Origin of the sequence: Burkholderia sp. HI2761, assembly GCF_002223355.1 — a bacterium.
Classification (GTDB): domain Bacteria; phylum Pseudomonadota; class Gammaproteobacteria; order Burkholderiales; family Burkholderiaceae; genus Burkholderia.
The window spans coordinates 625,969-650,844 of record NZ_NKFN01000007.1 but is presented as its reverse complement, the minus strand read 5'-3'; the positions used below and the strand labels follow the sequence as shown (position 1 = coordinate 650,844).

The following is a 24,876-nucleotide window of genomic DNA, read 5'->3' as shown; positions in this document are numbered from 1 at the left end:
GCGGTGGTCACGCCGGTCCTCGCCCCGCAAATACCTGTTCGATTTGCCGCGTACGTTGAACTTCGTCGTCGTTCAGGTAGATCAAAGTGGTCGTCATCGATGCGTGGCGCAGATTGTCGCGCACGGTCGTCAGGTTGCCCCTCCGTCGGGTGCGTGGGTTGCGTGGCAGTGCCGCAGCCAGTGCGGCATTGCGCGGCGCAGCTTTTCAGCGAGTGCCGGATGATCGGCCTGGATCGAATCTGCCGCAGTGGTGAAGAACCGGCGCAGCACCTCGCGCAGGCGCGGTGTAGTGATGCCGCCAGGTTCCTCCAGATTGCCCAGTAGCGGCGTGTCCGGAGTCCAGCGTGACGGGCTCACGGGCAGACCGCGCTGCATCAGGTACTGATCCAGCGCGTAACGTGCGAGCGGCGGCAGGACCACTTTGCCGGGCTTCGCACCCTTGCCGCTCAGATGAAGCCAGTGCTCGCCGCGCGAGCCGGCTTCGATGCCGCCGAGCGCCACGCCGACCAGCTCGCCGGCACGCAGGCCGGTCGCGTAGCCGAAGTCGAGCAGGAACCGCGGGCGCTGTGCAGCGGGGATCGTCCACCCGTAAGACCATTCGAGCCCGTCAGCAATGGTCCGGACCAGTTCCCATTCGCCCGCAGTAAAGGCGTGCGAGACGTCCATCTTTCCGCTTCGTCGCGCACCACGGACCTTCAGACCGGCGAACGGATTCGCCAGCACGTAACGCTGTTCGATCAGCCAGCGGAATATCGCACCGAGGACCGGCAATGCATATGCAACGGAATCCGGCGACAGTGAACCGGTAAAGGGACGCCATTCAGACGATGATCGTGACCGAGCTGGTGCGACCCTGCGAACACGCGGAGCGGGGTGCCGCAGGAATGCGCGATACGCAGTCGCATCTTCGCTGGTCAGCGAGGACAGCGCCTTCCACGCTCGAGGATTCCCCAGAGCAGCAGACGTCCAGCTTCCCTGCGGTACGCGCGCTGTGTTTCTGCGGCTTCGTGCCGAGCGAGCCAGGCGCCGATCGCCTGATAGTCGTTGCTGGCGTCGAGCGTCCACATCCGTCGTGGCCCACGGAACGTGCCGCGCGAGCCGTCGACCTCGTGAGGCAGATTGATGCGCTCCCATGGCACCACGGGTTCCTGCGATACGACCGGGACCAGTGCACGGACCCGCTCTGTCAGACTGGAGTGAGTGGCGAAGAAGGCCTCGATGCCGCAAGCACTCCTCACACGGAGTCCCGGGACGGCGAGCCACCCGCGGCGGCGCCGCGGGATGCGCACGGTCAGATCGGCCAGCGTCCTGATGCCGTGCTCACGTAACGCCACGACGGCCCGGGATGGGAGCCACGGATCGATCGGATCGCTGACCTGGGGATGCGGGACCGGTATAGACGGCAGGTTGTCCAGCGCGCGTACTACGGCCTTGCTGTGGCGAGTCCGTTCGCCTGCTGCACGCTGAAACAGCTTCGTCAGATCATCGCGATGACGGGTGACGGCGAAATCCGCGAGCTGACGCCGGATCCGGCCGAGCACGCTGAGTGCCGATTTGCCTTCGCCAAATTGATCCGGGCGATAACGTTCGATGGCGTCACGCGAACCGACACCCGCGTACCAGGCGCGTCGCGCGGCCAGCGATGCGGCATCGGGGTACGGGAGCGGACGATTGGACATCCGGAGATTATAGAGAGCGGAATGACAGCGGCGTGACGATCTCGTGTGACGCGTTTCGTGAAATGGTAGTTTGGTCAGAAAACGGTGCCCTGTCGCTAGCAAAGATTAGCGACAGGGTTTCGCGGAATGCCAATTCAGGAATGCTTATCTCAAAATTCTCGCTTCCCACTATCTAGTGCGGTGGCAGATTACTTGCGTTCGCGCTTTCGTCGACCTTATGTTCGCTTCTGTCGCAACAAGGCGGTCTGCGATGCTGCAGGGTGCGAACGAGCGATCCGATGATGAAGTAAATCCTGACTCCGGCGATGATGAAAGTGTTCAAGCGGCTGCACTATCCGCTGGACGTGATCGCGCTGTACGGGCGCTGGTACGTCGCGTATCCGCTGAAGCTTGTAGCATCTTGAAGAGATGATGGACACGCGCGGTATTTCTCTCGATGATTCGACCGTTCACCGCTGGTCGCTCAAACGATTGCCGGTTCTGGAAAAGGAGTTCCGGCGGTGCAGACGGGTCGTCGACAAGGCCGGCAACACGGTCGATTTCTGCTGCGCGCCTGGTGGGGCAGGCTGTAGCCGGGCGTTACTTTAGAAAGGCTATCGACCAGAACGGCGAACCGGAGGTCGCGACGATCGGCAAAAGCGGATCGAATCTGGCAACCGGCAGGCCGATCAACGTTGAGCGGGAAACGTCCGTCAAAATCCGTCAGAAGAAGTGTCTGAACAACATCGTCGAGCAAGATCCCCGGGCCATCACGCGGTGCACCCGCCTGATGCTGGGGTTCAAGAATTTTCATTGTGCCCGCATCGTTCCCGGTCGTGTCGATGTCATGCACATGATTAGCAAAGAGCAGATGAAAGACGGCGGTGTCGCACAAACTTCCGCTCAATAATTCGCGGCAATTTAGGAGGCCGCGACCACCGAAGGAGACGTTAACGTGATGGGCTACAGCACAAAATTATTTACAATCACGATTTCCATCGCCGCAGCTACGGGATTGGCGGGGTGTGGTGGTGACGCGGATCACCCTCCCAGCTCATCTATCACTGGAAGCAATATCACTAATACAGCGGGTAGCAGTCCCGCTACAAGCTCCATCACAACATCGCCGCCCGGTGGGGCTAGTTCTCCTGACGGAGCTAGTACGACTACTGCATCAGGTGCGTCTGGGGTGGGCTTTAATCTTTCGCCGCTCGGCTGGAGTAGTTGGAACAATTTTGGCCAAAATGTCAGTGAGACCAACATTAAGTCAATAGCAGACAAGATGGTGTCTAACGGCATGCTTAAGGCTGGCTATCAATATGTAAATATCGACGATGGCTGGATGCAGGGCCGTGACAGCAATGGCAACATTCAGGTGAATCCGAATACCTTCCCAGACGGCATGAAAGCCCTGGCGGATTACATACACGCCAAGGGGCTGAAGCTGGGCATCTATTCAACGAATTACTCGGTCACGTGTGTAGGGCGTGGCCGCCGTGGCGCACCTACCTATGTTGGTAGCCTTGGCCACGAGGCCCAGGATGCCGCCACATTCGCAGCATGGGGTATCGACTTTCTAAAATTCGATAACTGCGACGGCCCTGCAGATAGTTTCGACAGGATGCGAGCTGCTCTCGACTCGATAGCCCAGAATGGCGGAAAAAAAATCTACCTCAATATCCATTACGTCACGCGTCCAGATTCATTTTTACAGACTCCCGATAGCTGGGCGGCAACAAGCATTGGGGATTCTGCCCGTATCGCCAGTGACATCAGTGCCAATTGGGGAAGCGTTAAGCATAATATTGACGATGCCCGAACGATCGCACCGGCGTACAACCTGCCGGGCTTCTTCGGTGATCTGGACTCGCTCGAGATCGGAAACGGTGGGCTAACCGCTGACGAAGCCCAAACGCATATGTCAATCTGGTCGATCATGTCTGCGCCGCTGATTGCTGGCAATGACCTGTCGGTCGACAATGGAGCACTCAGTTATTTGCTAAATAGTGAGGTGATTGCCATTGATCAGGATCCGCTCCATTTTGGAGCATCTGAAATTGGCTTGATGGCAGGTACGCAATCCTCAATTCACGTTCTGGCCAAGCCATTAACGAAAACGGGTTCGCGCGCCGTCGCCCTTTTGAATGAAGGGAATACACCAGCAAATATCACAGTCAATTTTCAGGATCTCGGGCTGGCCGGTGGGACCGCCTCAGTTCGAGACGTATGGGCCCATCAGGATCTTGGTCAATTCACGTCGTCGTATACCGCACAGAATGTACGCGCGCACGCAACGGTTCTTGTCACGATACAGGGTAAAGAACCGGTCTTGTCCAATACCGTTCAGCTCGACAAAGTGCATTGGGCTTACGCGGTGTTCAACCGGATCGGCTCTTCCCCATACACGTCCAACATTCTTGTCGACCATGCCCCTCCAGCTTCAAATGCGCAAATCAATGCGCCATCTAATCCGGCAGACAGTGTCATGACTGCAGGGTGGTTGGGTACCCCGTCTCCAAGCGGTACGATGTCGATTGCCGGTATTCCGTACGTTCAGGGGTTCGGTATCCTCGGTGCGCCGACGCAGATCGCCTACCGCCTCGATCAAAAGTGCTCGACGTTTTCGGCTAGCGTCGGTATCGATGACAATGCCTATGTTGCTGCTGCCGTGAGTTTCCAAGTGTGGGGTGATGGAAACAAGCTCTACGATAGTGGCATCATGCAGAAAGGAACTGCTGCAAACAAAATAAAGATCGACGTCTCAAAAGTTTCGATGTTGAGGCTGATCGTACTAGGTCAGGCTGGTGGCCAGCTTGACGACCTGATCGGTAGATCCGGAGGGCAAAGCGGCTTCGATATGGCGGACTGGGGTTTTCCGCAACTACAGTGCCCTGCCTCGTGAACCTGGGTTAGTCAGGGCGTCGCAACTGCCATCAGGTGACGGTGTGATTGTTTCGACTGACTGACCTGCTCCCCGCGTTTAGTACGGTGACGGTGTAGAGTCCGTTCCAGAGAGGAACGGCAATGAAAAAGCGATTCACCGAAGAACAAATCATCGGCATCTTGAAGGAAGCCGAGGCTGGCCTGAAGCCGGCGGAGCTGTGCCGCAAGTACGGCATCTCGGAAGCGACCTACTACAACTGGAAAGCGAAGTTCGGCGGGATGACTGTCTCCGAAGCGCAGCGCTTGAAGGAACTAGAGCAGGAGAACAACAAGCTCAAGCGCCTGTTGGCCGAATCAATGCTCGACAACGCCGCGCTGAAGGACTTGCTGGCTCGAAAGTAGCAAGCCCGCAGGCCAAGCGCGAAGCGGTCCGGATATTGATGACCGAACGCGCCATGGGTGTTACCCGGGCCTGCGGGCTGGTAGGGATTTCGCGCTCGCTGTTCCACTACGAATCACGCCGCCGAGTTGACGACGAAGCGCTGACTGGCCGGATGATGGCCATCGCCGCGCAGAAGCGCCGTTACGGCTATCGCCGGATTCACGTGTTGTTGCAGCGGGATGGCTGCTTTCCACAAGCGCATCTGGCGCCTGTACAGCAAGGCGGGACTGAGCGTGCGCAAGCGGCGACGCAAGCGTATTGCGGCTGTCGAGCGCACGCCGCTGCCGTTACCAACAGGCCCGAATCAGAGCTGGTCGATGGACTTCGTTTCTGACGGGCTGGCCTATGGTCGGCGGTTTCGATGCCTGAACGTGGTCGACGACTACACGCGCGAGTGCTTGGCCATTGAGGTCGATACTTCATTGCCGGGCCTACGCGTGCAGCAAGTGCTCGCGCGACTCAAGGAGATGCGAGGCTTACCCGCATCCATCACGGTCGACAACGGGCCGGAGTTCGCTGGTAAGGTGCTGGATGCATGGGCCTACGAAGCCGGCGTCACGCTGTCGTTCATTCGGCCTGGCAAGCCGGTGGAGAATGCCTATATCGAGAGCTTCAACGGGCGGTTCCGCGACGAATGCCTGAACGAGCACTGGTTCGCCTCAATGCGCCACGCCAAGCGGCTGATTGAAGAATGGCGTATCGAGTACAACACCGAGCGGCCTCATAGTTCGCTCGGCTATCTGACGCCTGCGCAGTTCGCCCGGGCGCACGACGCGAAGCAGCAGTTTTTAACCTCGGACTCTAACTGCAGTTCGGACTAAAACCGGGGGCAGGTCACTGTCACGATGGCCAATGCACTCAAGAAAACCGTGACGAGCATGCCTTCCCAGTTGTGGCGTAAGCGTGGAGCCGATACCATCTTGACGGGGTGAGTTACCGGTTTCCCCAACGATTGGATGCCATACGTAGCAGCGTGGCATTGGCAGCACGTAGATCGAACCGTTCGGCATCGAATCCGGGGCCAACCCAGTTTCGGTAATGTTCTGCCTCTTCGCTATTCGGATCGTTAGATAGCGTGTTCAGGAACGCGTCGTAGCCAGGCGGGCCGCCCACATCTTCTGGCGGGCAGGCACGAGCACCATCGATGACCTGGGCCGCGCCCCTCGGTTCGCTTTCAACGATTTCCACTTTCTCAACGACGATGGCGTGATCCCACCCGTCCCCGAAGTCGTACCGGTAGAGGAAGCGTGAGCCAGGTTTCAGGACCTTCTGCAGTCGAACCTTGCGGTCATCGGCGGTCGTGCCCGGATCGGCGAAGTCCAGCACGTCATCGACCTCGAACATGGCGTAGGTCATGCCGTCGATCAGGAAGTCGTGCAGGTGGGAGTCTTCCCAGCCGAAGGCCGCCTGCAGGATATGGTGCAGCTTGCGCAGTGACTCGGTTCCTTCGACCTCGAGCCGGCGCCAGATGGGCGGCTCGATGTGTTGAAGCTGCACGTGCAGGGTAAAGCGCTGGAACGATTTCGCCATCTGATCTCCGGGGAACGGGAAGCCAGCGGCATTATCGCCTTACGATGCCGGGGTGGTCATTTTCCAGGGCAGCAGGCCTTCGACCTGGTTGATCGGATGGTCTGCAATGCGCGCAAGCACGACGCGCAGATACGCCTCGGGATCGATGCCGTTGAGCTTGGCCGTCCCGATCAGGCTGTAGATCGCGGCAGCACGCTCCCCACCTGAGTCCGCGCCGGCGAACAGGTAGTTTCGGCGCCCGATAGCCACTCCGCGCAACGCGCGCTCGACCGGCAGGTTATCGATTTCGAGATGCCCGTCGTCGCAGTAGCGCATGAGCGCTTCCCACCGGTTCAACGCGTAGAGGATCGCCCGACTCGTGTCGGATTTGCGCGAGAGCGTCTCCAGTGTGGCGCTCAGCCACGCATGGAGTTGATCGAGCAAGGGCCTGGCGCGTGCTTGTCGGTGCGCTCGCCGCTCATCGGTAAGCAGCCGGGCAACCCGTCTTGAGTTGGGGTAAAGCTCTTGGGAGTATCGTGTCCACCTAACGAATAAGCGGACACGTGAACACTATCGAATCGGAAGCACTCCCCGAGCGTCGTCGCCGGCAACGGTACAGCGAGGAGTTCAAGGCGCAGGTGGTAGCTGCGTGCCAGGGAATCGGCGTATCGGTTGCTGCGGTCGCACTGGAACACCGGCTCAACGCGAATCTGCTGCGGCGCTGGATCGATCAGGCGGAGGGGCGACTTCCCAAGAGACCGCTGGGTCGTCCACCGGCCACGCCACCGTCGCTGCCAGCCTTTGTGTCGGTGCCGTTGGGAGCGCCGAGTCCGCACTCGGCAGAGATCCGCATCGAGGTGCGCCGGGGCGATCAGTCGATCACGGTCAGTTGGCCCGTGTCCGAAGCCGCCCAGTGTGCCGCCTGGCTGCGCGAGTGGATGCGGTGATCCGCGTCGACGAGATCTGGCTGGCGACCGATCCGCTAGACATGCGTGCCGGTTTCGACACGGCCTTGGCGCGCGTGGTCAAGGTATTCGGTGCCGCGCACCCGCACCATGCTTATCTGTTCGCCAATCGCCGCGCCAACCGCATGAAGGTCCTGATCCACGACGGGATCGGCATTTGGTTGGCATCACGACGTCTGAATCAGGGGCAATTTGCCTGGCCGCACGCCGGCAGCGAATCGAAGCAGCATGAACTGACGCACGAACAACTGGCCGGCCTGGTGCTGGGCCTGCCGTGGCAACGCATTGGCGAGAGTGGCGTGATCCGTGTCGTCTGAGTACGACAGAGGCGTAAACAGTTCAGCTTCCACCGCCTACAGCGTTCTGGCAGACTGGCCTGCATGAATCCCGCTGACCTCGACGCACTCACCCCGGAACAGTTGCGCGCCCTGACTGCGCAACTGATTGCAGAGGTCCAGTCGAAGGACCAGGCGATCCACGAGAAGGAGCGGGAAGCCAGTGAACGAGATCGGGAACTCCGCTACAAGCAGACCCGCATCGACCAGCTTACCCATGAGATCTCGATCCTCAAGCGCCAGCAGTTCGGCCGGCGCAGCGAACAGCTCAACAGCGAGCAGATGAACCTGCTCGACGAGGCGATCGATGGCGACTTGGTTGCCATCGAGATGGAGCTTGAGCAACTCGAGCCTACGCCAGCTGAACGGCAACGCGAGCAGCCGAAACGGGCACCACTGCCGCCGCAACTGCCACGCACCGACGTCCATCACGAACCGGACAGCACAACATGCCAGTGCGGTTGCGAACGCATACGGATCGGCGAGGACGTGAGCGAGAAGCTGGACTACACGCCGGGCCTGTTTACGGTGGAACGGCACATCCGCGGCAAGTGGGTGTGCAAAGCGTGCGAGACGCTGATCCAAGCGCCGGTTCCACCGCATGTGATCGACAAGGGCATGCCCACCGCCGGGTTGCTCGCGCAGGTGCTGGTCGCCAAGTACGGCGACCACCTGCCTCTGTATCGCCAGGAACAGATCTTTGGTCGTGCGGGACTGGCCATCCCGAGATCCACGCTGGGTGCCTGGGTGGGCCGGTGTGGCATGCAGTTGCAGCCGTTGGTCGACGCACTCGGCCAGGCCATCCGGCAACAGGCGGTGTTGCACGCCGACGAGACGCCGGTGCAAATGCTCAGTCCCGGCAAGGGCAAAACGCACCGGGCATACCTGTGGGCGTATACGTCGACTCAGTTCAGCGAACTGCGCGCGGTGGTCTACGACTTCGCCGAGAGCCGCGCCGGTGCGCACGCTCGCACGTTCCTGACGGGCTGGCACGGCAAACTGGTATGCGACGACTACAGCGGGTACAAGGCCTCGTTCCAGCACGGCATCACCGAGATCGGATGCGCGGCCCATGCTCGACGCAAGTTCTTTGAGTTGCATGCCAACCACAGCAGCCATGTTGCGGGGCAGGCCCTGCCGTTCTTTACCGCGCTCTACGACATCGAACGCGAGGCCGCAGCACTGGATGTCGACGAACGGCAGCGGCTTCGACAGCGTCGGGCCAAGCCGGTGTGCGACGCCCTCTATCAATGGTTGATGGCGCAGCGCAAACTCGTTGCGGACGGCTCGGCGATTGCGAAGGCGCTGGACTACAGCCTGAAACGATGGGACGCACTCACGCGCTATCTCGATGACGGCAATGTGCCGATCGACAACAACTGGGTCGAAAACCAGATCCGACCGTGGGCAGTCGGTCGGTCCAATTGGTTGTTCGCCGGATCACTGCGTGCGGGTCAGCGCGCGGCCGCCATCATGAGCTTGATTCGATCGGCGCAACTGAACGGGCTCGATCCGCTCGCCTATCTGAAGGACGTCCTCACACGCTTGCCGACCCACAAGGCCAACGACATCGACGCGCTACTGCCGCATCGTTGGCAACCTCTCTCGACTGCCGCCTAAACTCGCTCGTCAAGACGGGTTGGCTGGTCGCTTACGCCCCTCCCGACACCAGTGGCATAAATAACGGAATGCAAATTACAAATTGGAAAAACGGCTGCAATTCCGATAAAGATTCACCCGGCGGAAATGAGGGGCTGCTAGGAGTGGGATCGAAAAACACAAAAACTTCAGCGACAGCACAAGCATTTCAAGACAATTTCAATAATTTGATTCGGCGTCTGAATATAAAAAATATTCGTGTTGGAGGAACTTCAGCAGACAGCGTCAAGCAGCGCGTTGGGGATGCAAGCTCGCGTGCCTATCCGCCGCTCCAAACAGCCAAAAACGTGATTGATTTCGCCAAGGAAGTCGGTTTGACTGAACTTGAGTGGAACCTTCCAGTTTATGGGGTGGACGTATCGACATATTTTAACTACGCTGCCTCATTATTGGAGTACAAAAATTCAACATATCCAAAGCTAAAGCTTATCTTCGAAATTGGAAATGAGGACAACAATACGAGGATGAGTTATGCCTCTTGGCTGGCCTCCTTTAAATCTTATGTTTCGGGAATTTATAAGCTAACTTCCGATTCTCTGAAGAAAAATCTTTATTTTACGGGACCAAGCACAGCCGGTCAAGGGTGGAATTCTAATATCGTTAACGACTCTTATTTTGTGACGGATAATATTTCGGAGGCTCAGATAGCAGGGGTTAAATCACTTATTTCGTATGTAAATACCCATGAATATCCGTTGGGTGGCGGGTATACGTCCCCATGTCTCGCGCCCGGTGTGACTGGCTCGGGGACGACATGTCTTTCGCTGGTAAGTAAATTGTTGGCGCAGGGAGCGTATGACCCCTCGAATTTCACGGCGACGCTTTCGAAGGTAAATCTCTCGCCTAGGTTGATGGAGATAAACAGCATGTACGGCGGCGGAATTGCTGGAGCTGGCGACTCTTTCGCTGCGGCATTGTGGGCGCTGAATAACGTGAGTTGGTTTGCACAGAACAGTAAATTGGCGGGATTGAACCTGCACTTGGGTGCGACCAACGGTGGTTACTCGCCGATTACACCTCCATTCACGAATGGTAGCGGTAATAACGCTTTGCCGACGCTCAAGGCGGACGGATACGGGATGCTCACATACGGCCAATTCAACCAAGGAGGCAAGATTATCGTTCCGTCGGTCGTTGGATTGACTTCTCGTATTTCAGTATTCGGAGCATTACAACCTGACGGGCATCTTCGCATGTTAATCATCAACCGAAACTGGACAGACAACGGTAACGATCCAGTGATTGCAACGGTCACTGTCCCGAGCGGCTACTCCACTGCCCGTACTATGAGTTTGGCGCAAAGCGGATCGAATCCTATGTCACCTACGGGAATCTCGCTTGGCGGAAGCGGCGTGGCAAGCGATGGTGCGTGGAGTGGTGTATGGACTGCAGCGTCTCGAGCGAATGCTGATGGAACTTACACCTTCACAGTGCCTCCAGTGCAGGCGATGGTGGTTGATTTCTCAAAGTAGTTCGATCGCGAGATTAGCGTTATTCCGTGGCCGCTTGGATAAAGCTGAAGCCGGTGTCCAAAGTAGTGTCCGTTATTTCAAGTGATGGGAGCTACTTTGGACACACGGAATGCGCGACCGTCGAACTGCAAAGTCCGGCCGAAATGCACATGGACGTCCGCTGTACTACGGGACGTTCAGCCCGGGCCGCCACCACATGCTTGTAGGCCTGGAGAAACAGGCGAAGCTGAAATTTTTATCGCGGAGTGGAGTTGCCCCTGTAATATCGGACACAGCGTCACACTAAGGTTGTTGAATCCATCGAGCGCCGGAATTCGCGAGGCGAGCGGTATTTCAGCGCGCTATGGGGATGCTTCTCGTTGTAATGCTCGAACGCGATGGCCAAGTTGCGTGCAGCAGTCGCTGCGTCTGGCTTCGGCATGAAGGCGACGTAGTCGCGTTTCATCGTCTTCACGAAGCTCTCGGCCATCCCATTACTTTGTGGGCTGCACGCCGGCGTGGTCAATGGCTTCAGGCCGATGGCCGCTGCAAACCGGCGCGTATCGTCGGCCGTATAGCCCGAACCGTTGTCGCTCAGCCACTCGATTTCGGACGGTGTATGCAGTTCGTTGCCAAACCGATTTTCCACTGCAGCCAGCATCACGTCGCGCACGATGTCACCGCTGTGACCTGCCGTCGTAGCCGCCCAGCTCATCGCCTCGCGGTCGCAGCAGTCCAGCGCAAACGTCACGCGCAGCGGCTCGCCGTTGTCACAGCGAAACTCGAATCCATCGGAGCACCATCGCTGATTGCTGCGCGCGACGGCCACCTTGCCGTCGTGCCGACGTTGGGGGCGAGGCGGAAGCGGCCGGCGCTGCATCAGCAACCCGTGCGTGCGCATGACGCGATGGACGCCGTGCATCTGAATCCTGATCGCATTGATAACCTGGATGTCACACCACAACGCCGCAAGAGAGAAAGGCCGCCTGCTATTTATTCGTTGAGGCGACAACTAGCTTGAAAATTTCCATACTCGTTTTAGTGGCGCGACGATTGTGCTGCGCCGCGAGTGCGAGCGACTTATTCGATACCATTTGTTGAAAGTGGTTTGAAAATCTACGCGATTGACGAGAAATTTACAGTCAATTTTTCAAAGTTCTTAGCACTATCCCTAGGTAGACGTGCAACACACGCGCCAGAATAATAGATACCATTGGATGGACCAATGGTCCGGTTAAATGTACGTCAAAATAGACGGGCCCAATTCAGAGGGGCGGAATTGCGGCCGAGTCGCAGCTTTGCTTCCCAATTGTCTGCAGTGTAGATAAAAATTCCGCACTGGAATCAGGTAGCGCAACCTCTCTTGTATATCTGGGTTTTTAGTTGACGTGGCCTCTTGCGCTTGGACTTCATGCAGGTTCGGCGCGGTGTTTCGACAATGAGAATGACGATGATTGCTATGGTGCTTCCGGCTTCCGGCTTCCTGGCGAATGGCGCACGCGCAGAGCGGCGTGACGCTGTACGGTCGTCCGGATGCAGGATCGAGAATATGAGTGGCCTCACGACCAGCTGCGGTGGGTCGATGAGCCGCTGAAGCGCGGGGAGTGGAGACTCGGGCACCCATTTGGGGGCTTGAACGGGAGCGAGGACCCCGGTGCCGAAACCAAGGCGGTATTCCGCCTGGAAGACGGATTCAATGCGGTGACGAGGGCGCTCGGCCAGGACGGCACGAACCGGAATCGTTTTGTGGCGGTCGGGCTGCCGAACTATCGATACGGCACGTTGTTGCTGGGGCCAAGAACCAGTGATCACGAACGGCGTAGGGGACTTCGGTCCGTTCGGTCAGACGGACTGGTCGTTGGCCTCGCTGGTGCGTGGCCGTAACTGGATCACGAAACAGCAGCAACATGCTATATCAGTCGCTGGAATTCCACAGCTTCGACGTACATGGGCAGTATTCACTATCGAATGCGACGAACGGGAACGGCACAACGCCTGCTGGCCGTGCGAGCGGAATTCAGTTCACGGATACGAACGCCTATTTTCAACTTCGCGACACCTGAAAGGCTAAATTATTGTCAGAAATACGCACCGTGCTGTCCATCTCTGAAATTTAAGATAACTTTTCATTATCATCATCGGCCAAGATATTAAAATTACGAAGTAGCTTCGAGTGGGCATTCGATTAAGAAAGGGGCGCAAGTCGCGAAAACCATCGCCAAGAAGAAGGAGGAAAAACAATTGGAGCGCCGACATCGATTTCATGAAAGCGCCGGTCGTTGTAATTAACTTTGAACTCCACGTTTACATCAGGTGAAGAGATGACAAAACCGAATCGTTATCGCAGGAAATTCCTCAGGAACAGTACGTGGCTGGCCGTGGGCGGGTTATTGAGTGGGTGCGGCGATGGCGATCAGAAGAGTCAGGCCGTCATGTTAGATCCGACGACGCCTGTGGCATTGCCACCACCAAATCCGGCGACGGTCGCGACGTCGACATCGGTCAACGCGCCGTCGGGTCCTGCTTATGTACCTGGCAACTTCACAGTAAGTGAATTGAAGACCAGCATTTTCGACGGGGTGTTCACCGGAAACGGGTTGGTTGGAACGATGACCTACATTGCGTCGCGAGATCCAGCAACAGGTGTGCGGGTCGATGTGGGCCGTACCGATCTTTACGATCATCGGCCACATGGGGCACGCAACACCGTACTGTATACTAGCCCACGATTGCCTCTGGGGCACTTCCTGGTCGACATAGGCGAAACGATTACAAAAAAATCGGGGACCATGTATTTGTACGATGCCTACGCAGCAGGCACATTTACGACGGCCACCGCTCGAAACGTTCAGATATCGACGACGACGCTTCGCGACGAGGATTTCGTCATTATCGATGTGAGCAAGTCCGCGACCGGGCCGGCAATTAACGTTAGTTGGATGCCGGCTCCCTCCGTGAGTCCGAGAATTTCGAATCATCCGTTAGCGAGTTACGTTGGTGGTAACCCGGCTCCAACGACGTCGAGCATTGGCGATTGCGTGTTATGTACTCAGCCGATGAGTGCGGGGGGGGCATACGGAATCTGTTATAGAAAAATCGAAACGACCACGTGTATCAAAGTGATCGCGCTGACGTTCTATTCAACGACAGATTCCGCCGCCGGCAATGATGCTGTTGCCAAGTTGGCAGCATTTTCCCTTGAGGAATTGCCAGAAAAAATCGATGCACATCGCAATGGCTGGCATCAATATTACGCACTTTCGACGTATCGAATTCCAGACCCGGAATTTCAAAGTTTCTACGATATGCAGGTCTACAAGTTTGGGTGTGCAGGCCGCCGCGGCGGGCCGGCAATTGATTTGCAGGGGCCTTGGGCCATCGGCACAACCTGGTGGGCCGGATATTGGTTCAATTTGAACATGCAGCTAACTTACGCACCGCTCTACGCTGCCAATCGGCTGGATATTGCGACGACACTGATCGACATTCTAACTGAAAATGAAACCAATCTCGCTAAGAATGTACCGACCCAATATCAGGCTGATTCGGCTGCATTGACTACAACCACTTCTAATGATCTCATTGGTATCGTGTCGCTTGCGTACGATAGTACCACGGGTTCAACTTCCGGCAGCGGGGAATATCTCGGCAACTTGTCATGGTTGCTATTCTATGTTTATCAGCATTATCGATTTACGATGGATCCTGCGATCGGCAAAAAACTATACCCGCTGCTGCGAAGAAGCGTTCAGTATGCCGTTCATTTGTCGAAAAAGAACAGCGCGGGGCGGTACCAGCTGGCTGTCAAGACCGGTTCGCCGGAGTATTCGGCAACGAATGGGAGGAGCGCATTCGATAACCCGAACTACGATGTTGCGATTGTGAGGTGGAGCTTGGGTGCGCTGCTTCAACTGGATCGCGATCTGGGGATGAATAGCCCAGACGCATCCTCGTGGAGAAATTTTCTGGATAATTATGTCGATTACTCAAGCGACAGCGCAACAGGGTATAGAATATCGATTGATTATCCATTTCAAGTTCCGCATCGACATTATTCGCATCTTTTTATGATTTACCCACTTTGTCTTGTCACAGTCGATCAACCTGACAAAATCGCCTTGATGAAACAATCGATTAATACTTGGACGAAAACCACAAACGCGTTTCGTGGTTACTCATTCACCGGTTGGGGATCAATGCTCGCGATGATGGGCGATGGCGACGGAGCAATCGACAAGCTTACGACCTTCTTGCACATGGCCGAGAGCCCCGTCCATGCGAATACGCTGTATGGGGAAGTGAGCGATATCGGCGATTTGGCCTCCCCGGTCATCGAATCGCCGCTGTCGATGATGACGAGCTTGCAAGAGTTGAGTCTGCAGTGTTTTAGCGGTGTCACGCGTGTTTTCCCGGCAGTGCCGAGTAGTTGGAAGAATGTTTCGTTCAGTAATTTCCGCACGGACGGTGCTTTTCTAATTTCAGCAACACGGGAAGGAGGGGTGAATCAGTCGATCACGATTTTCAGCGAAGTCGGGGGCACCATCAAAATTAAGCACAATCTTGGTGGTTCGGTCCGAGGTTCGATCGATATTTCGTCGATGGGAACCGACATCCTGAGCATCCCGATGACAGCTGGTCAGATCGTGATGCTTCAGAGAGGTTGAGTCGCATTAGCTTTAACGCGCAACCGGACAACAGTTCGAGGGTGCGTTCGGCTATCGGGTAAGGTAATTTTATCGTGCTTGATAAGTACAGAATCAGTGTGTAGATTCCCCGCTGGGTGCAGTGGGGAATCTGTCAAACGTATAAATCTATGGTCCGTTGGACCGGCCAGCCTTTCGTAGACATCTTCGAGCCATAATTTATGGCAACCGAGGAGGTCAGGATGAGCTGAGGCTGGCCCAATTTCCGTCCCGGTCTTAGTTGGAAAATTCCGGCTCTTCGGGGTGGGCCGGATCGGCCCGATCGGTGCACTCGCGGGCGAATTCCGCCGGCGTCATCCACTGCAGCGCAGAGTGAGGACGGGTCTCGTTATAGTACTCGCGCCAGACTTCGATTTTGCGTCTGGCGTCCTCCAGCGACAAGAACCAATGTGCGTTGAGGCATTCCTCCCGAAATCGTCCGTTGAAGGATTCGTTCTTCGCGTTGTCGGTCGGCTTGCCTGGGCGCGAGAAGTCAATTTCCACGCCATTCTCGTACGCCCACTTGTCGAGCGCCTTCGATATGAATTCGCTGCCATTGTCTGCCTTGATATAGCGGGGAAGCGGACGACGCTGTGCAAGCCGAGTCAGTGCGGCGACAACGTGCTCGCCACGCAGTGAGCCGTCGACCTCTATAGCCAGACATTCGCGCGTGTAGTTGTCCACGATCGTGAGCGTGCGCAAGCGCCGACCATCAAACAGCGCGTCAGCGACAAAATCCATACTCCAGATTTCGTTGATTGCGCTCACGGATTGCTTTGGCTGCCGGCGTCTGGCCGACTTGTTACGTCGAGGTCGTTTGTGGCGCAACGAAAGCCCCAGCTCGCGGTACACGCGTTCGACACGCTTATGGTTATCTCGCCAGCCTTCCCGGCGAAGCATCACGTACACGCGTGGCGCACCGTAATGCACCCGCACTTCCGTGATCTCCTTGATGCGCATCTCCAGCGCACTTTGATCCCGCGCGACCGACTCGTAACGGTAGACCGTGCGGGACAGTTGCAACAACGCACAGGTCTGCCGCTGGCTCGCGCCAAAGCGCTGCATCAAGTCCGTGATCAGTTCACGGCGCCGGGAAGGCTTCAGAGCTTTTTTGACAGCACGTCCTGCAGCATGGCCTTGTCCAGCGACAGATCGGCCACGAGCCGCTTGAGCTTCGCGTTTTCTTCCTCAAGCTGCTTCAGCCGGCGCAGCTCTGAGGGCGATAGCCCACCGTACTTGGTCCGCCAGTTGTAAAACGTCGCGTCGCTGATCCCCATCTTGCGGCAGACCTCTGCGACCGGCGTGCCCAGTTCGGCCTGCTTCAACGCATAGGCGATCTGTTCTTCGCTGAACTTGCTCTTCTTCACGGCATGACCTCCTGGTCTCGATGACAACGTCATGCCGGAATTTTCCACTTCCGAATGGGACAGTTTTGTGGGCTAGGGTCAAGAGCTGTGCGGCCCACATCTGATGCTGACCGACATCGGAGCAAACGAACGCGTCGCCGCGCGTGAGTTCCCACAGTTTTTCCAGCACGAACTGCGGCTTGATGACCGTGGTGTCGTGTGAATAGGCGAGACAACGCCGCGCGCGCCACGAGTCGATGTCGCGCCACCATGCGGCACGCGCAGGCGAGGCCGCGGGTTCAGCCGGGAGCAGCGCGAGCATGGCGCGTAACACCGCCTTGACGTCGCCCACAATCGGCACATCGACGCGGACACGTTTATCGATGGTCGCCGGATCGATATCGATCTGGATGATCGTGCGGTCGGCCTTGCAGAAGTCCTCTGGATTACCGATCACGCGATCGTCGAAACGTGCACCGAATGCAATCAGCACATCGCTATGCTGCATCGCAAGATTGGCCTCGTAAGTCCCGTGCATGCCCGGCATGCCGACACTCTGGATGTGCTTACCGGGAAATGTGCCGAGTCCCGTCAGCGTGCATGCGACCGGCGCATCAAGACGCTGTGCGAGGGTGGCTAGTTCATCGACCGCGCCCGCAGCAATGGCCCCGCCTCCCATGAGAATGCAGGGCCGCTGTGCGCGACGCAACGCTTCGGCGGCGCGCTGAATCTGACCGGCGTGACCGTCGAGACGTGGCTTGTACGAGCGCAATTCGACGGTTCGCGGATACGTGAATGGCTCCTGCGCCAGCAGAACATCCTTCGGAATATCGACGACGACGGGACCGGGCCGCCCCGTGGCGGCAATATGAAAGGCTTTCTTCAACGTCGCGCCGAGCTGACTGACCTCCACAACGAGGAAATTGTGCTTCACGATCGAACGAGTCAGGCCGACCGCATCGCACTCCTGAAAAGCATCCTTGCCGATGGCATCCGTCGGCACGTTGGCGCAGATCACGACGATCGGAATAGAGTCGAAGTACGGCGTCGCAATGCCCGTCACGGCATTGGTCACACCTGGCCCAGAGGTGACGAGCGCAACGCCGACCTTGCCCGTTGCGCGGGCGTAGCCGTCCGCCGCGTGCACGGCCGCCTGCTCGTGGCGCACGAGGATGTTCGTGATCGACTGCTCCGGCAGCAGCGCATCGTAGATGGGCAGCACTGCGCCGCCGGGATAGCCCCATATCGTATCGACGCCTTCTTCGCGCAGGGCGGCCACGACCATCCCGGCACCCGAAAGGCTATGGGCCTGACGGGCATGGGCGGCAGCTTGCTGCCGACGCGAGCTGGACGATTTCCGGGGCAGCAATTTTCACTTTCTTCTCCGACAAACAAGGCTATTGCAGGATCGCTTCCTTGAACACGGGACCTTTACGCGCTACCTGCTGAACGTATCGATAATATTGGGTTCGATGAAGCAGATGGTGCCGAATTGCCGGCGGACCAGGCGGCTTAACAGCACAAACGAATGGCGAACTGGACTCTCGTCGGCGGTTCGTGCCGTACGAGCCTTTCGAGCCGGCTCTACGGCCGCGCGCTGAGGCGCTTCAGAAGTGCGTATGCAGGCCGATGCGGGCGACATCCTGAGTCGCCCCTGAGGACGCATCGTCCGGCGTGTTCATCCCATTCAGCTCTGCGAGCCCACCGTCGCTCGCGCGCTGACGGAGACCGATTACGGACACGCTGGTCCGCTTCGACACGGCATAGTTGACAATCGCCGCCAGCTGATGCCCGTGGTGGTTGTCCTCGACATCGTTGCCTTTCATATACATATACGAAGCGCCGGCGCTCAACGGGGGCGTGAAGTTGTAGTCGGTACTAACCGATGCCTTATACACCGCGCCAGCGTTCAGCAAATTGTGGACGATGGTGAAGAGTATGTTCGCAACCCAGCTCTGATATGGTAATGCGTCCCCGCGCCCCAGTTGCACACGCTGACGTCCGGGCCGCCATCGAGCGAGTGACTCAGGTTCGTAAACGCAGCATTCGTAGAGCGAAGCAAAGTCGTCAACTCCCGGTTTTGCGTATTTGCCCGCGACCGTCTCGACACTGTGACGCTGGCGGCGACGACGACGGGCCTATCCGAACGTTTGTGTGTGAGGCATAAATTGATGGCCAAGGAGAATGAAATGAACGCGTCCCACCCCGTGGTCCGGTGAGAGGAACGGAAAAGGTGGACCCTCACGGGCCGACGGCATCGAAGTGCCCAGATGGAAAATGCACGCATTGTCCAGGCAACCGGAGGATCCACCATGAACAGTATCGCTGTGGGCGTCGACATCGCCAAGCAAGTGTTTCAGGTCCATTACATCGACCCGGAAACGGGCGAGATCGTGAACAAGCCGATCAGGCGGGCCAAATTTCTGGAGCATTTTGCTAACCGAGCCAGATGCCTAATCGGAATGGAAGCCTGCGGCGGTGCACACCACTGGGCCCGGCAACTGATGCGATTGGGTCACGAAGTCAGATTGATGCCAGCCGCGTTCGTGAAGGCGTTCAACATCCGCAATAAGAATGATGCGGCGGATGCACGGGCGATCTGGCTAGCAGTGCAGCAGCCGGGCAAGCCGGTGGCGGTGAAGACAGAAATGCAGCAAGCAATGTTGGCGTTGCACAGGATGCGTGAGCAGTTGGTGAAGTTCCGCACGATGCAGATCAACGGACTTCGCGGACTGATGGCCGAATATGGTGAGGTGATGAGCCGGGGCCGGGTGAAGCTCGACGCAGAGATTCCGGCGGCGTTGGGGCGACTTGCAGAGCGTCTGCCTGCTGCACTGATCGATACGCTGCGCGAGCAGTGGAACGGGTGGGCCTGTCAGGAATTTTGTGTTTAAGGCATAACATGCTCCCAAGGAGAGTCTATGCCTCGCAAACCGAAAGCCCAGCCGGCAGTTCTGCCGGCGATTCCGGCCGAGCTGCTTGAACAGTTCGGCAACGGTCCGATGACGGCTGAAGCCATCAATGCCGCGACGCTGGCGCTCAAGAAAGCGCTGATCGAGCGTGCGTTGGGCGGCGAGATGAACCATCATCTCGGCTACCCTGCCGGAGCTGCCAAGCCGGCCAACGTCACGAATCAGCGCAACGGCAAAGGGGCCAAGACGGTTCTGACCGAAGACGGGCCGATCCGCATCGAGGTGCCGCGTGACCGCGACGGCAGCTTCGAACCCATCCTGATTCCCAAGCACGAACGGCGCTTCACCGGCTTCGACGACAAGATCGTCGCCATGTATGCCCGAGGCATGACCGTACGCGAGATCCAGGGCTTTCTGCTGGAACAGTACGGTACCGAGGTCTCGCCCGACTTCATCAGCTCCGTGACCGACGAGGTCATGGCCGAAGTGACGGCCTGGCAGGCCCGACCGCTCGAGCCGATGTATCCGGTCGTGTTTTTCGACGCACTGCGGGTCAAGATTCGTGAAGACGCCGTCGTACGCAACAAGGCGGTGTACCTGGCGCTGGGCGTGCTGCCCGACGGCACCCGGGAGATCCTGGGCCTGTGGATCGAGAATACCGAGGGTGCCAAATTCTGGATGAAGGTGTTCAACGATCTGAAGACGCGCGGCGTTCACGACATCCTGATCGCGGTCACTGATGGTCTTAAGGGCATGCCCGAAGCGCTGGCGGTAGTGTTTCCGGCCACGACGCTGCAAACCTGCATCGTCCATCTAATCCGCAACAGCCTCGATTACGCCAGTTGGAAAGACCGCCGCGGATTGGCCGCCGCGATCAAACCGATCTACGCCGCTCCCAGCGCGGAAGCCGCTCAGGCCGAACTCGATGCGTTTGCGGATGGTCCGTGGGGTCAGAAATTCCCGACCGTCAGTAGCGCGTGGCGCAACGCCTGGGATCGCGTGATCCCGTTCTTTGCGTTTCCGCCGGGTGTGCGCAAGATCATCTACACGACAAACGCGATTGAAAATATCAACTCGCAACTGCGCAAGATCATCAAGACCCGTGGTCACTTCCCGACCGACGAGGCCGCCACCAAACTCATCTGGCTGGCCTTGCGCAACATCACCGCGAATTGGGGAAGCGCTGCTCATGACTGGAAGACGGCTATGAACCAATTCGCTATCCTTTACGCAGATCGATTCGTTCGGCCTTCCGTGTAATTACTCCACCCGCCTTGAACACGGAAATCCTGACACCCCCGAACGGGTTGGTCAGAATCGACGAACAAGTCACCGAGATTGAACGACGCATGAGGGAGTGGCAGAAGGACGATCGTGCAGTAAAGGCTATCAGCGAGATTCCTGGAGTTGGACTGCTCACAGCAACTGCGGCAGTCGCGATGATAGGCGATGCTAAAGCGTTCCGGTCGGGGCGTGAGTTTGCCGCATGGGCAGGACTGGTACCCAAGCAAACTGGATCAGGCGGCAAAGTGAACTTGCACGGGATCAGTAAACGCGGCGATACATACCTGCGCACGCTGCTGATTCATGGGGCACGCAGCGTTCTGTCGCACGCGAAAGATTCCAGCCCCTGGGTCGAGCAGATGAAAAAGCGTCGGCCGCTGAATGTGGTGGTCGTGGCATTGGCCAACAAGATAGCAAGAACAATTTGGGCCGTACTGGCCCATGACCGGCAGTATCAAAAAGGCTACATGAATGTAAAACCCATCTGAGCGGAAACCGCCTGCGTGGAACGCTAATGTTTGGCACAGAGTGAATGTCGTAAGGTTGCGCAGTAATCGAGTGTGATGACAAGCCAGGTAGGACCGGGACTCGCCAAACCTGAATAAAGTGAAGAGCGTCAGAGCTCGCTAGGAGAATGAGGTGCGAGTCAGCGAATTTCATAGGGGCCCGCAGTAGCTGTACCGTCTGCACTAAGGCCGGATATAGAGCCGCAGCCCATCCTGTCTGTCAAACACGCGAATCTGTTGCAAACGGGACGCGTTCATATAGCCACTTTATGCCACGCAAACGCAAGGAAGAAGTGACGATTGAACCGGGCAAGGGCTTGAACCTGGACCCGGAACTGATCAAGCAACTGGTACCCGGAACGCTGGATCGGGCAACGATCAACGAGCAGCTCGCGGCGCTCAAGAAGGCAATCTTCGAACGCGCGCTGGGCGGTGAACTGACCCACCACCTCGGCTACGAGAAGGGCGATGCCAAGCCGGCAGGCCGCACGAACCATCGCAACGGCGCCAGCCGCAAGCGCATCGCGACCGACGACGACCTGCTCGACGTCGAGATTCCGCGCGACCGAGAAGGTACCTTCGATCCAGTGCTGATCGCCAAGGGCGAGCGACGCTTCACCGGCTTCGACGACAAGATCATCGCGATGTACGCACGCGGCATGAGCGTGCGGGAGATTCAGGGTTTCCTGCTGGAGATGTACGGCATCGAGGTGTCGCCGGACTTCATCAGTACGGTGACCGATGCCGTGATCGACGAAGTGCGCGAATGGCAGCAGCGGCCGCTCGAGCCGATGTACCCGGTCGTGTTCTTCGACGCCTTGCGAGTCAAGATCCGCGACGAAGGCGTCGTGCGCAACAAGGCGATCTACCTGGCGCTGGGCGTGCGGCGCGACGGCACACGCGACGTGTTGGGCCTTTGGATCGAACAGACCGAGGGCGCCAAGTTCTGGCTGCGGGTGGTGAATGACCTGAAGCTGCGCGGCGTGCAGGACATTCTGATCGCCGTGGTCGACGGCCTGAAGGGCTTCCCGGAAGCGATCAATACCGTGTTCCCGGAAACGACGGTTCAGACCTGCATCGTGCACCTGATCCGGAACTCGCTGGACTTCGCCAGCTGGAAAGACAGGAAATCGGTCGCAGCGGCGCTCAAGGAGATCTATCGGGCACCGTCGGCCGAAGCGGCCGCCGTGGCGCTGGACGCGTTCGATACGAGCCCGTGGGGTACGAAATACCCTCCGATTGCCGCGCTCTGGCGCCGAGCCTGGGATCAGGTGATTCCGTTCTACGCCTTCGCGCCTGACATCCGGAAAATTGTATATACGACCAACGCGATCGAGTCGCTGCACATGCAGCTTCGGAAGATCATCAAGGCGCGCGGCCACTTCCCGTCGGACGAGGCCGCGCTCAAACTGATCTGGCTGGCGCTGCGCAACGTCGTTGCCAAGTGGACCGGCTCCCGGCACGATTGGAAGAGCGCGATGACGCAGTTCGCACTGCTTTACCCGGAACGATTCAACATTGGAGTCTGAATCTCAGCCCGCCTCACACACAGAATTCCGGATACCTCCCCGGGCGACCGCTTCATCATCGTATTCGCCCATCCGCGCATGTTTAAGCACCTCGGAACCTCGGACGGGAAGTCACGCCTTGCGGCCCCGGCGCTCCAGTTCGATCCTAGTACGTTCTAATTCTCGCGCGAACGTGGCCTCATCCGGGAGGACCGTCTGATACTCCGCCGCGAGTATCTTGTTCGGCAAGTTGTCGAGTGCATAATGCGCCTCGGCCGCGCCTTTTTCAGCACACAGAATCAAGCCAACCGGGGGGTTTTCGCCGGGCTTCATCCAATGTTCACGCGCGTAGTTGAGATAGAGATGCATCTGCCCCGCGTCCGCATAGCTGAAGCGCCCGACCTTCAAATCGATAATGAGCAGGCATCGCAAGCGCCGGTGAAAAAACACGAGATCGACTCGAAACCAGGTGTCATCGATCCGTAGACGCCGCTGCCGACCTATGAACGCAAAGTCATCGCCGAGCTCGAGGAGGAAATCCGCCAAGTGATGGATCAAGGCCGCTTCGAGATCCGACTCCGAATATTCGTCCTTCATGTCAAGGAATTCGAGGACAAACGGATCCCGGATCGCTTCCTCAGGCGATAGGAGATCGCCGGGTTGCGCTACAGCCGCCTTTCCGAGCAAGGACGCCTTGTTGCGTGACAGCACCAGCCGCTCATAGAGCTGACTGCTGATCTGGCGGTCAAGCTGCCGCACAGACCAGCCCTCGCGCAGCGCTTCAGCCTCGTAAAAATCGCGAGCAGCTTGCTCTTTCACTGCGAGGAGACGAACGTAGGCCGACCAGGGCAACGGAAAAGCCTGAGCGATAGAATTTAGCTCAAACGCCACGCCCGGCGGCGCCTTCACCGCCGCCTGGGTTGATTGTGCAGACGCTGTCGGGACAATCCGGGCGGGCGTGGATTGTGCAGACAGCGTCTGCACAATCCGATCCGCAGACCACGTCAAGTAAAAGGCGCGCATCTGCGCGAGATTGCGCCATCCGAAGCCGCGACCGAATCGCTCTGACAGATCGGCGCCCAAACGGCGGATCACCGCCTCGCCATAAGCGGCCCGTCCCTCTCCGCCCTGCTCGAACTCAACGATTCGTCGCCCGATCTCCCAATATGTCGCCGTCATCAGGGCGTTCACCGTGCGAGCCGTCGCTTCACGCGCCGACGCGACTACATCAGCAATTTCACGGTGCAGTCCCGCATAAGCGGCCTGCCCGACATCACGCTGCGTCACAGTGCGTTCACCACGTCCTTGAACGCCTTGCCGGCCGTGAACTTCACAGTATTCGCGGCCGGGATGGCAATCTCCGCGCCCGTCGTCGGATTACGTCCCGTGCGGGCAGCGCGCTGCCCCTGCGCAAACGCGCCGAAACCGATGAGCTGTACCGATTCGCCGCGACTCACCGCGTCCGTGATCGCGTCCAGGACCGCCTGGACGGTTTTGCTCGCGTCGGTTTTGCTGACGCCCGCGCCTGCTGCGACCGCGTCAATGAGTTCCTGCTTGTTCATGAACAGCCTCGGCAACAAAGTCAAAGCTGCACCCTACCTCATCCCGCTACACACACGCAAATCGGTGGCTTCCGCCCCACCACTGCCTGCGGCGGGCAGCCCACCAATGAACTCCGGCTTCCACCTGTCGCAGCCACGCTCGCCAAGAGCGATCGCGAACGTTTTCCACCCGGC

Annotated in this window: 13 protein-coding genes and 8 pseudogenes; 12 read left to right on the top strand and 9 right to left on the bottom strand. The window is 58.1% G+C overall.

What is annotated here, in order from left to right:
- Positions 1-7 precede the first annotated feature (7 nt).
- Positions 8-1,679, bottom strand: a pseudogene (locus tag CFB46_RS20490) (phage integrase family protein).
- A 305-nt stretch (positions 1,680-1,984) separates the two neighbouring features.
- Between CFB46_RS20490 and CFB46_RS20485 the strand changes: the two are divergent.
- The 3 genes and pseudogenes from CFB46_RS20485 to CFB46_RS20475 all read left to right on the top strand — a co-directional run bounded on the left by CFB46_RS20485 (position 1,985) and on the right by CFB46_RS20475 (position 5,804).
- A pseudogene (locus CFB46_RS20485) lies at positions 1,985-2,568 on the top strand (IS6 family transposase).
- A 48-nt stretch (positions 2,569-2,616) separates the two neighbouring features.
- Positions 2,617-4,560 carry an NPCBM/NEW2 domain-containing protein gene (locus CFB46_RS20480; protein ID WP_089501049.1) on the top strand — a complete coding sequence of 648 codons (1,944 nt, stop codon included), beginning with the start codon at positions 2,617-2,619 and terminating at the stop codon, positions 4,558-4,560.
- A 122-nt stretch (positions 4,561-4,682) separates the two neighbouring features.
- Positions 4,683-5,804: pseudogene (locus CFB46_RS20475) on the top strand (IS3 family transposase).
- Positions 5,805-5,916: 112 nt separating this feature from the next.
- Here CFB46_RS20475 and CFB46_RS20470 read toward each other — a convergent pair.
- Both CFB46_RS20470 and CFB46_RS20465 read right to left on the bottom strand, forming a co-directional pair.
- The gene (locus tag CFB46_RS20470) at positions 5,917-6,513 is read right to left on the bottom strand and encodes a plasmid pRiA4b ORF-3 family protein (protein ID WP_089501048.1); all 597 of its coding nucleotides are present in this window, start codon (positions 6,511-6,513) and stop codon (positions 5,917-5,919) included.
- Between the two features lie 39 nt (positions 6,514-6,552).
- Positions 6,553-7,017, bottom strand: a pseudogene (locus tag CFB46_RS20465) (IS66 family transposase); the annotation flags it as partial.
- Between the two features lie 38 nt (positions 7,018-7,055).
- Here CFB46_RS20465 and tnpA point away from each other — a divergent pair.
- The 4 genes from tnpA (at position 7,056) to CFB46_RS35380 (ending at position 10,923) form a co-directional block, all read left to right on the top strand.
- Positions 7,056-7,439: an IS66-like element accessory protein TnpA gene (gene tnpA, locus CFB46_RS20460; RefSeq protein ID WP_152778060.1), complete on the top strand. Its 384-nt coding sequence runs from the start codon at positions 7,056-7,058 to the stop codon at positions 7,437-7,439.
- Positions 7,427-7,774: an IS66 family insertion sequence element accessory protein TnpB gene (gene tnpB, locus CFB46_RS20455; protein ID WP_143751641.1), complete on the top strand. Its 348-nt coding sequence runs from the start codon at positions 7,427-7,429 to the stop codon at positions 7,772-7,774. Before tnpA ends, tnpB begins: the two co-directional genes overlap by 13 nt.
- 63 nt (positions 7,775-7,837) lie before the next feature.
- Positions 7,838-9,412, top strand: coding sequence for an IS66 family transposase (gene tnpC / locus CFB46_RS20450; RefSeq protein WP_089501047.1), 1,575 nt, complete (start codon positions 7,838-7,840; stop codon positions 9,410-9,412).
- Positions 9,413-9,480: 68 nt separating this feature from the next.
- A complete protein-coding gene (locus CFB46_RS35380) occupies positions 9,481-10,923 on the top strand; it encodes a hypothetical protein (RefSeq protein WP_143751640.1) in 1,443 nt (480 codons plus the stop codon).
- 277 nt (positions 10,924-11,200) lie between these two features.
- Here CFB46_RS35380 and CFB46_RS20445 read toward each other — a convergent pair.
- Positions 11,201-11,830, bottom strand: a pseudogene (locus CFB46_RS20445) (IS3 family transposase); the annotation flags it as partial.
- A 1,393-nt stretch (positions 11,831-13,223) separates the two neighbouring features.
- Between CFB46_RS20445 and CFB46_RS35375 the strand changes: the two are divergent.
- Positions 13,224-15,566 carry a glycosyl hydrolase family 95 catalytic domain-containing protein gene (locus tag CFB46_RS35375; protein WP_143751639.1) on the top strand — a complete coding sequence of 781 codons (2,343 nt, stop codon included), beginning with the start codon at positions 13,224-13,226 and terminating at the stop codon, positions 15,564-15,566.
- Positions 15,567-15,821: 255 nt separating this feature from the next.
- On the opposite strand, the gene CFB46_RS20435 is transcribed toward CFB46_RS35375, so the two are convergent.
- The 3 genes and pseudogenes from CFB46_RS20435 to CFB46_RS35370 all read right to left on the bottom strand — a co-directional run bounded on the left by CFB46_RS20435 (position 15,822) and on the right by CFB46_RS35370 (position 18,756).
- Positions 15,822-16,951 (bottom strand): IS3 family transposase gene (locus tag CFB46_RS20435; RefSeq protein WP_089501045.1). Its coding sequence is split into 2 segments (ribosomal slippage): positions 15,822-16,699 and positions 16,699-16,951, totalling 1,131 coding nucleotides; the frame shifts between segments, so codons are not numbered across the junction.
- 85 nt (positions 16,952-17,036) lie between these two features.
- Positions 17,037-18,215: pseudogene (ilvB, locus tag CFB46_RS20430) on the bottom strand (biosynthetic-type acetolactate synthase large subunit); the annotation flags it as partial.
- Positions 18,216-18,537: 322 nt separating this feature from the next.
- Positions 18,538-18,756 carry a hypothetical protein gene (locus tag CFB46_RS35370; RefSeq protein WP_143751638.1) on the bottom strand — a complete coding sequence of 73 codons (219 nt, stop codon included), beginning with the start codon at positions 18,754-18,756 and terminating at the stop codon, positions 18,538-18,540.
- 486 nt (positions 18,757-19,242) lie between these two features.
- On the opposite strand from CFB46_RS35370, the pseudogene CFB46_RS20420 reads away from it, so the two are divergent.
- From CFB46_RS20420 to CFB46_RS20405, 4 genes and pseudogenes are all read left to right on the top strand, one after another.
- Positions 19,243-19,797, top strand: a pseudogene (locus CFB46_RS20420) (IS110 family transposase); the annotation flags it as partial.
- A gap of 54 nt (positions 19,798-19,851) precedes the next feature.
- The gene (locus CFB46_RS20415; RefSeq protein ID WP_089501043.1) at positions 19,852-21,102 is read left to right on the top strand and encodes an IS256 family transposase; all 1,251 of its coding nucleotides are present in this window, start codon (positions 19,852-19,854) and stop codon (positions 21,100-21,102) included.
- 41 nt (positions 21,103-21,143) lie between these two features.
- Positions 21,144-21,614, top strand: a pseudogene (locus CFB46_RS20410) (IS110 family transposase); the annotation flags it as partial.
- Positions 21,615-21,901: 287 nt separating this feature from the next.
- Entirely contained in the window at positions 21,902-23,161 is a 1,260-nt protein-coding gene (locus CFB46_RS20405; protein ID WP_089501042.1) for an IS256 family transposase, read from the top strand.
- Positions 23,162-23,272: 111 nt separating this feature from the next.
- Here CFB46_RS20405 and CFB46_RS20400 read toward each other — a convergent pair whose 3' ends face one another.
- Together CFB46_RS20400 and CFB46_RS20395 are read right to left on the bottom strand one after the other, a co-directional pair.
- Positions 23,273-24,427, bottom strand: a complete 1,155-nt coding sequence (locus CFB46_RS20400; protein WP_089501041.1) for a PDDEXK nuclease domain-containing protein — start codon at positions 24,425-24,427, stop codon at positions 23,273-23,275.
- Positions 24,424-24,702 carry an HU family DNA-binding protein gene (locus CFB46_RS20395; protein ID WP_089501040.1) on the bottom strand — a complete coding sequence of 93 codons (279 nt, stop codon included), beginning with the start codon at positions 24,700-24,702 and terminating at the stop codon, positions 24,424-24,426. Before CFB46_RS20395 ends, CFB46_RS20400 begins: the two co-directional genes overlap by 4 nt.
- Positions 24,703-24,876 lie beyond the last annotated feature (174 nt).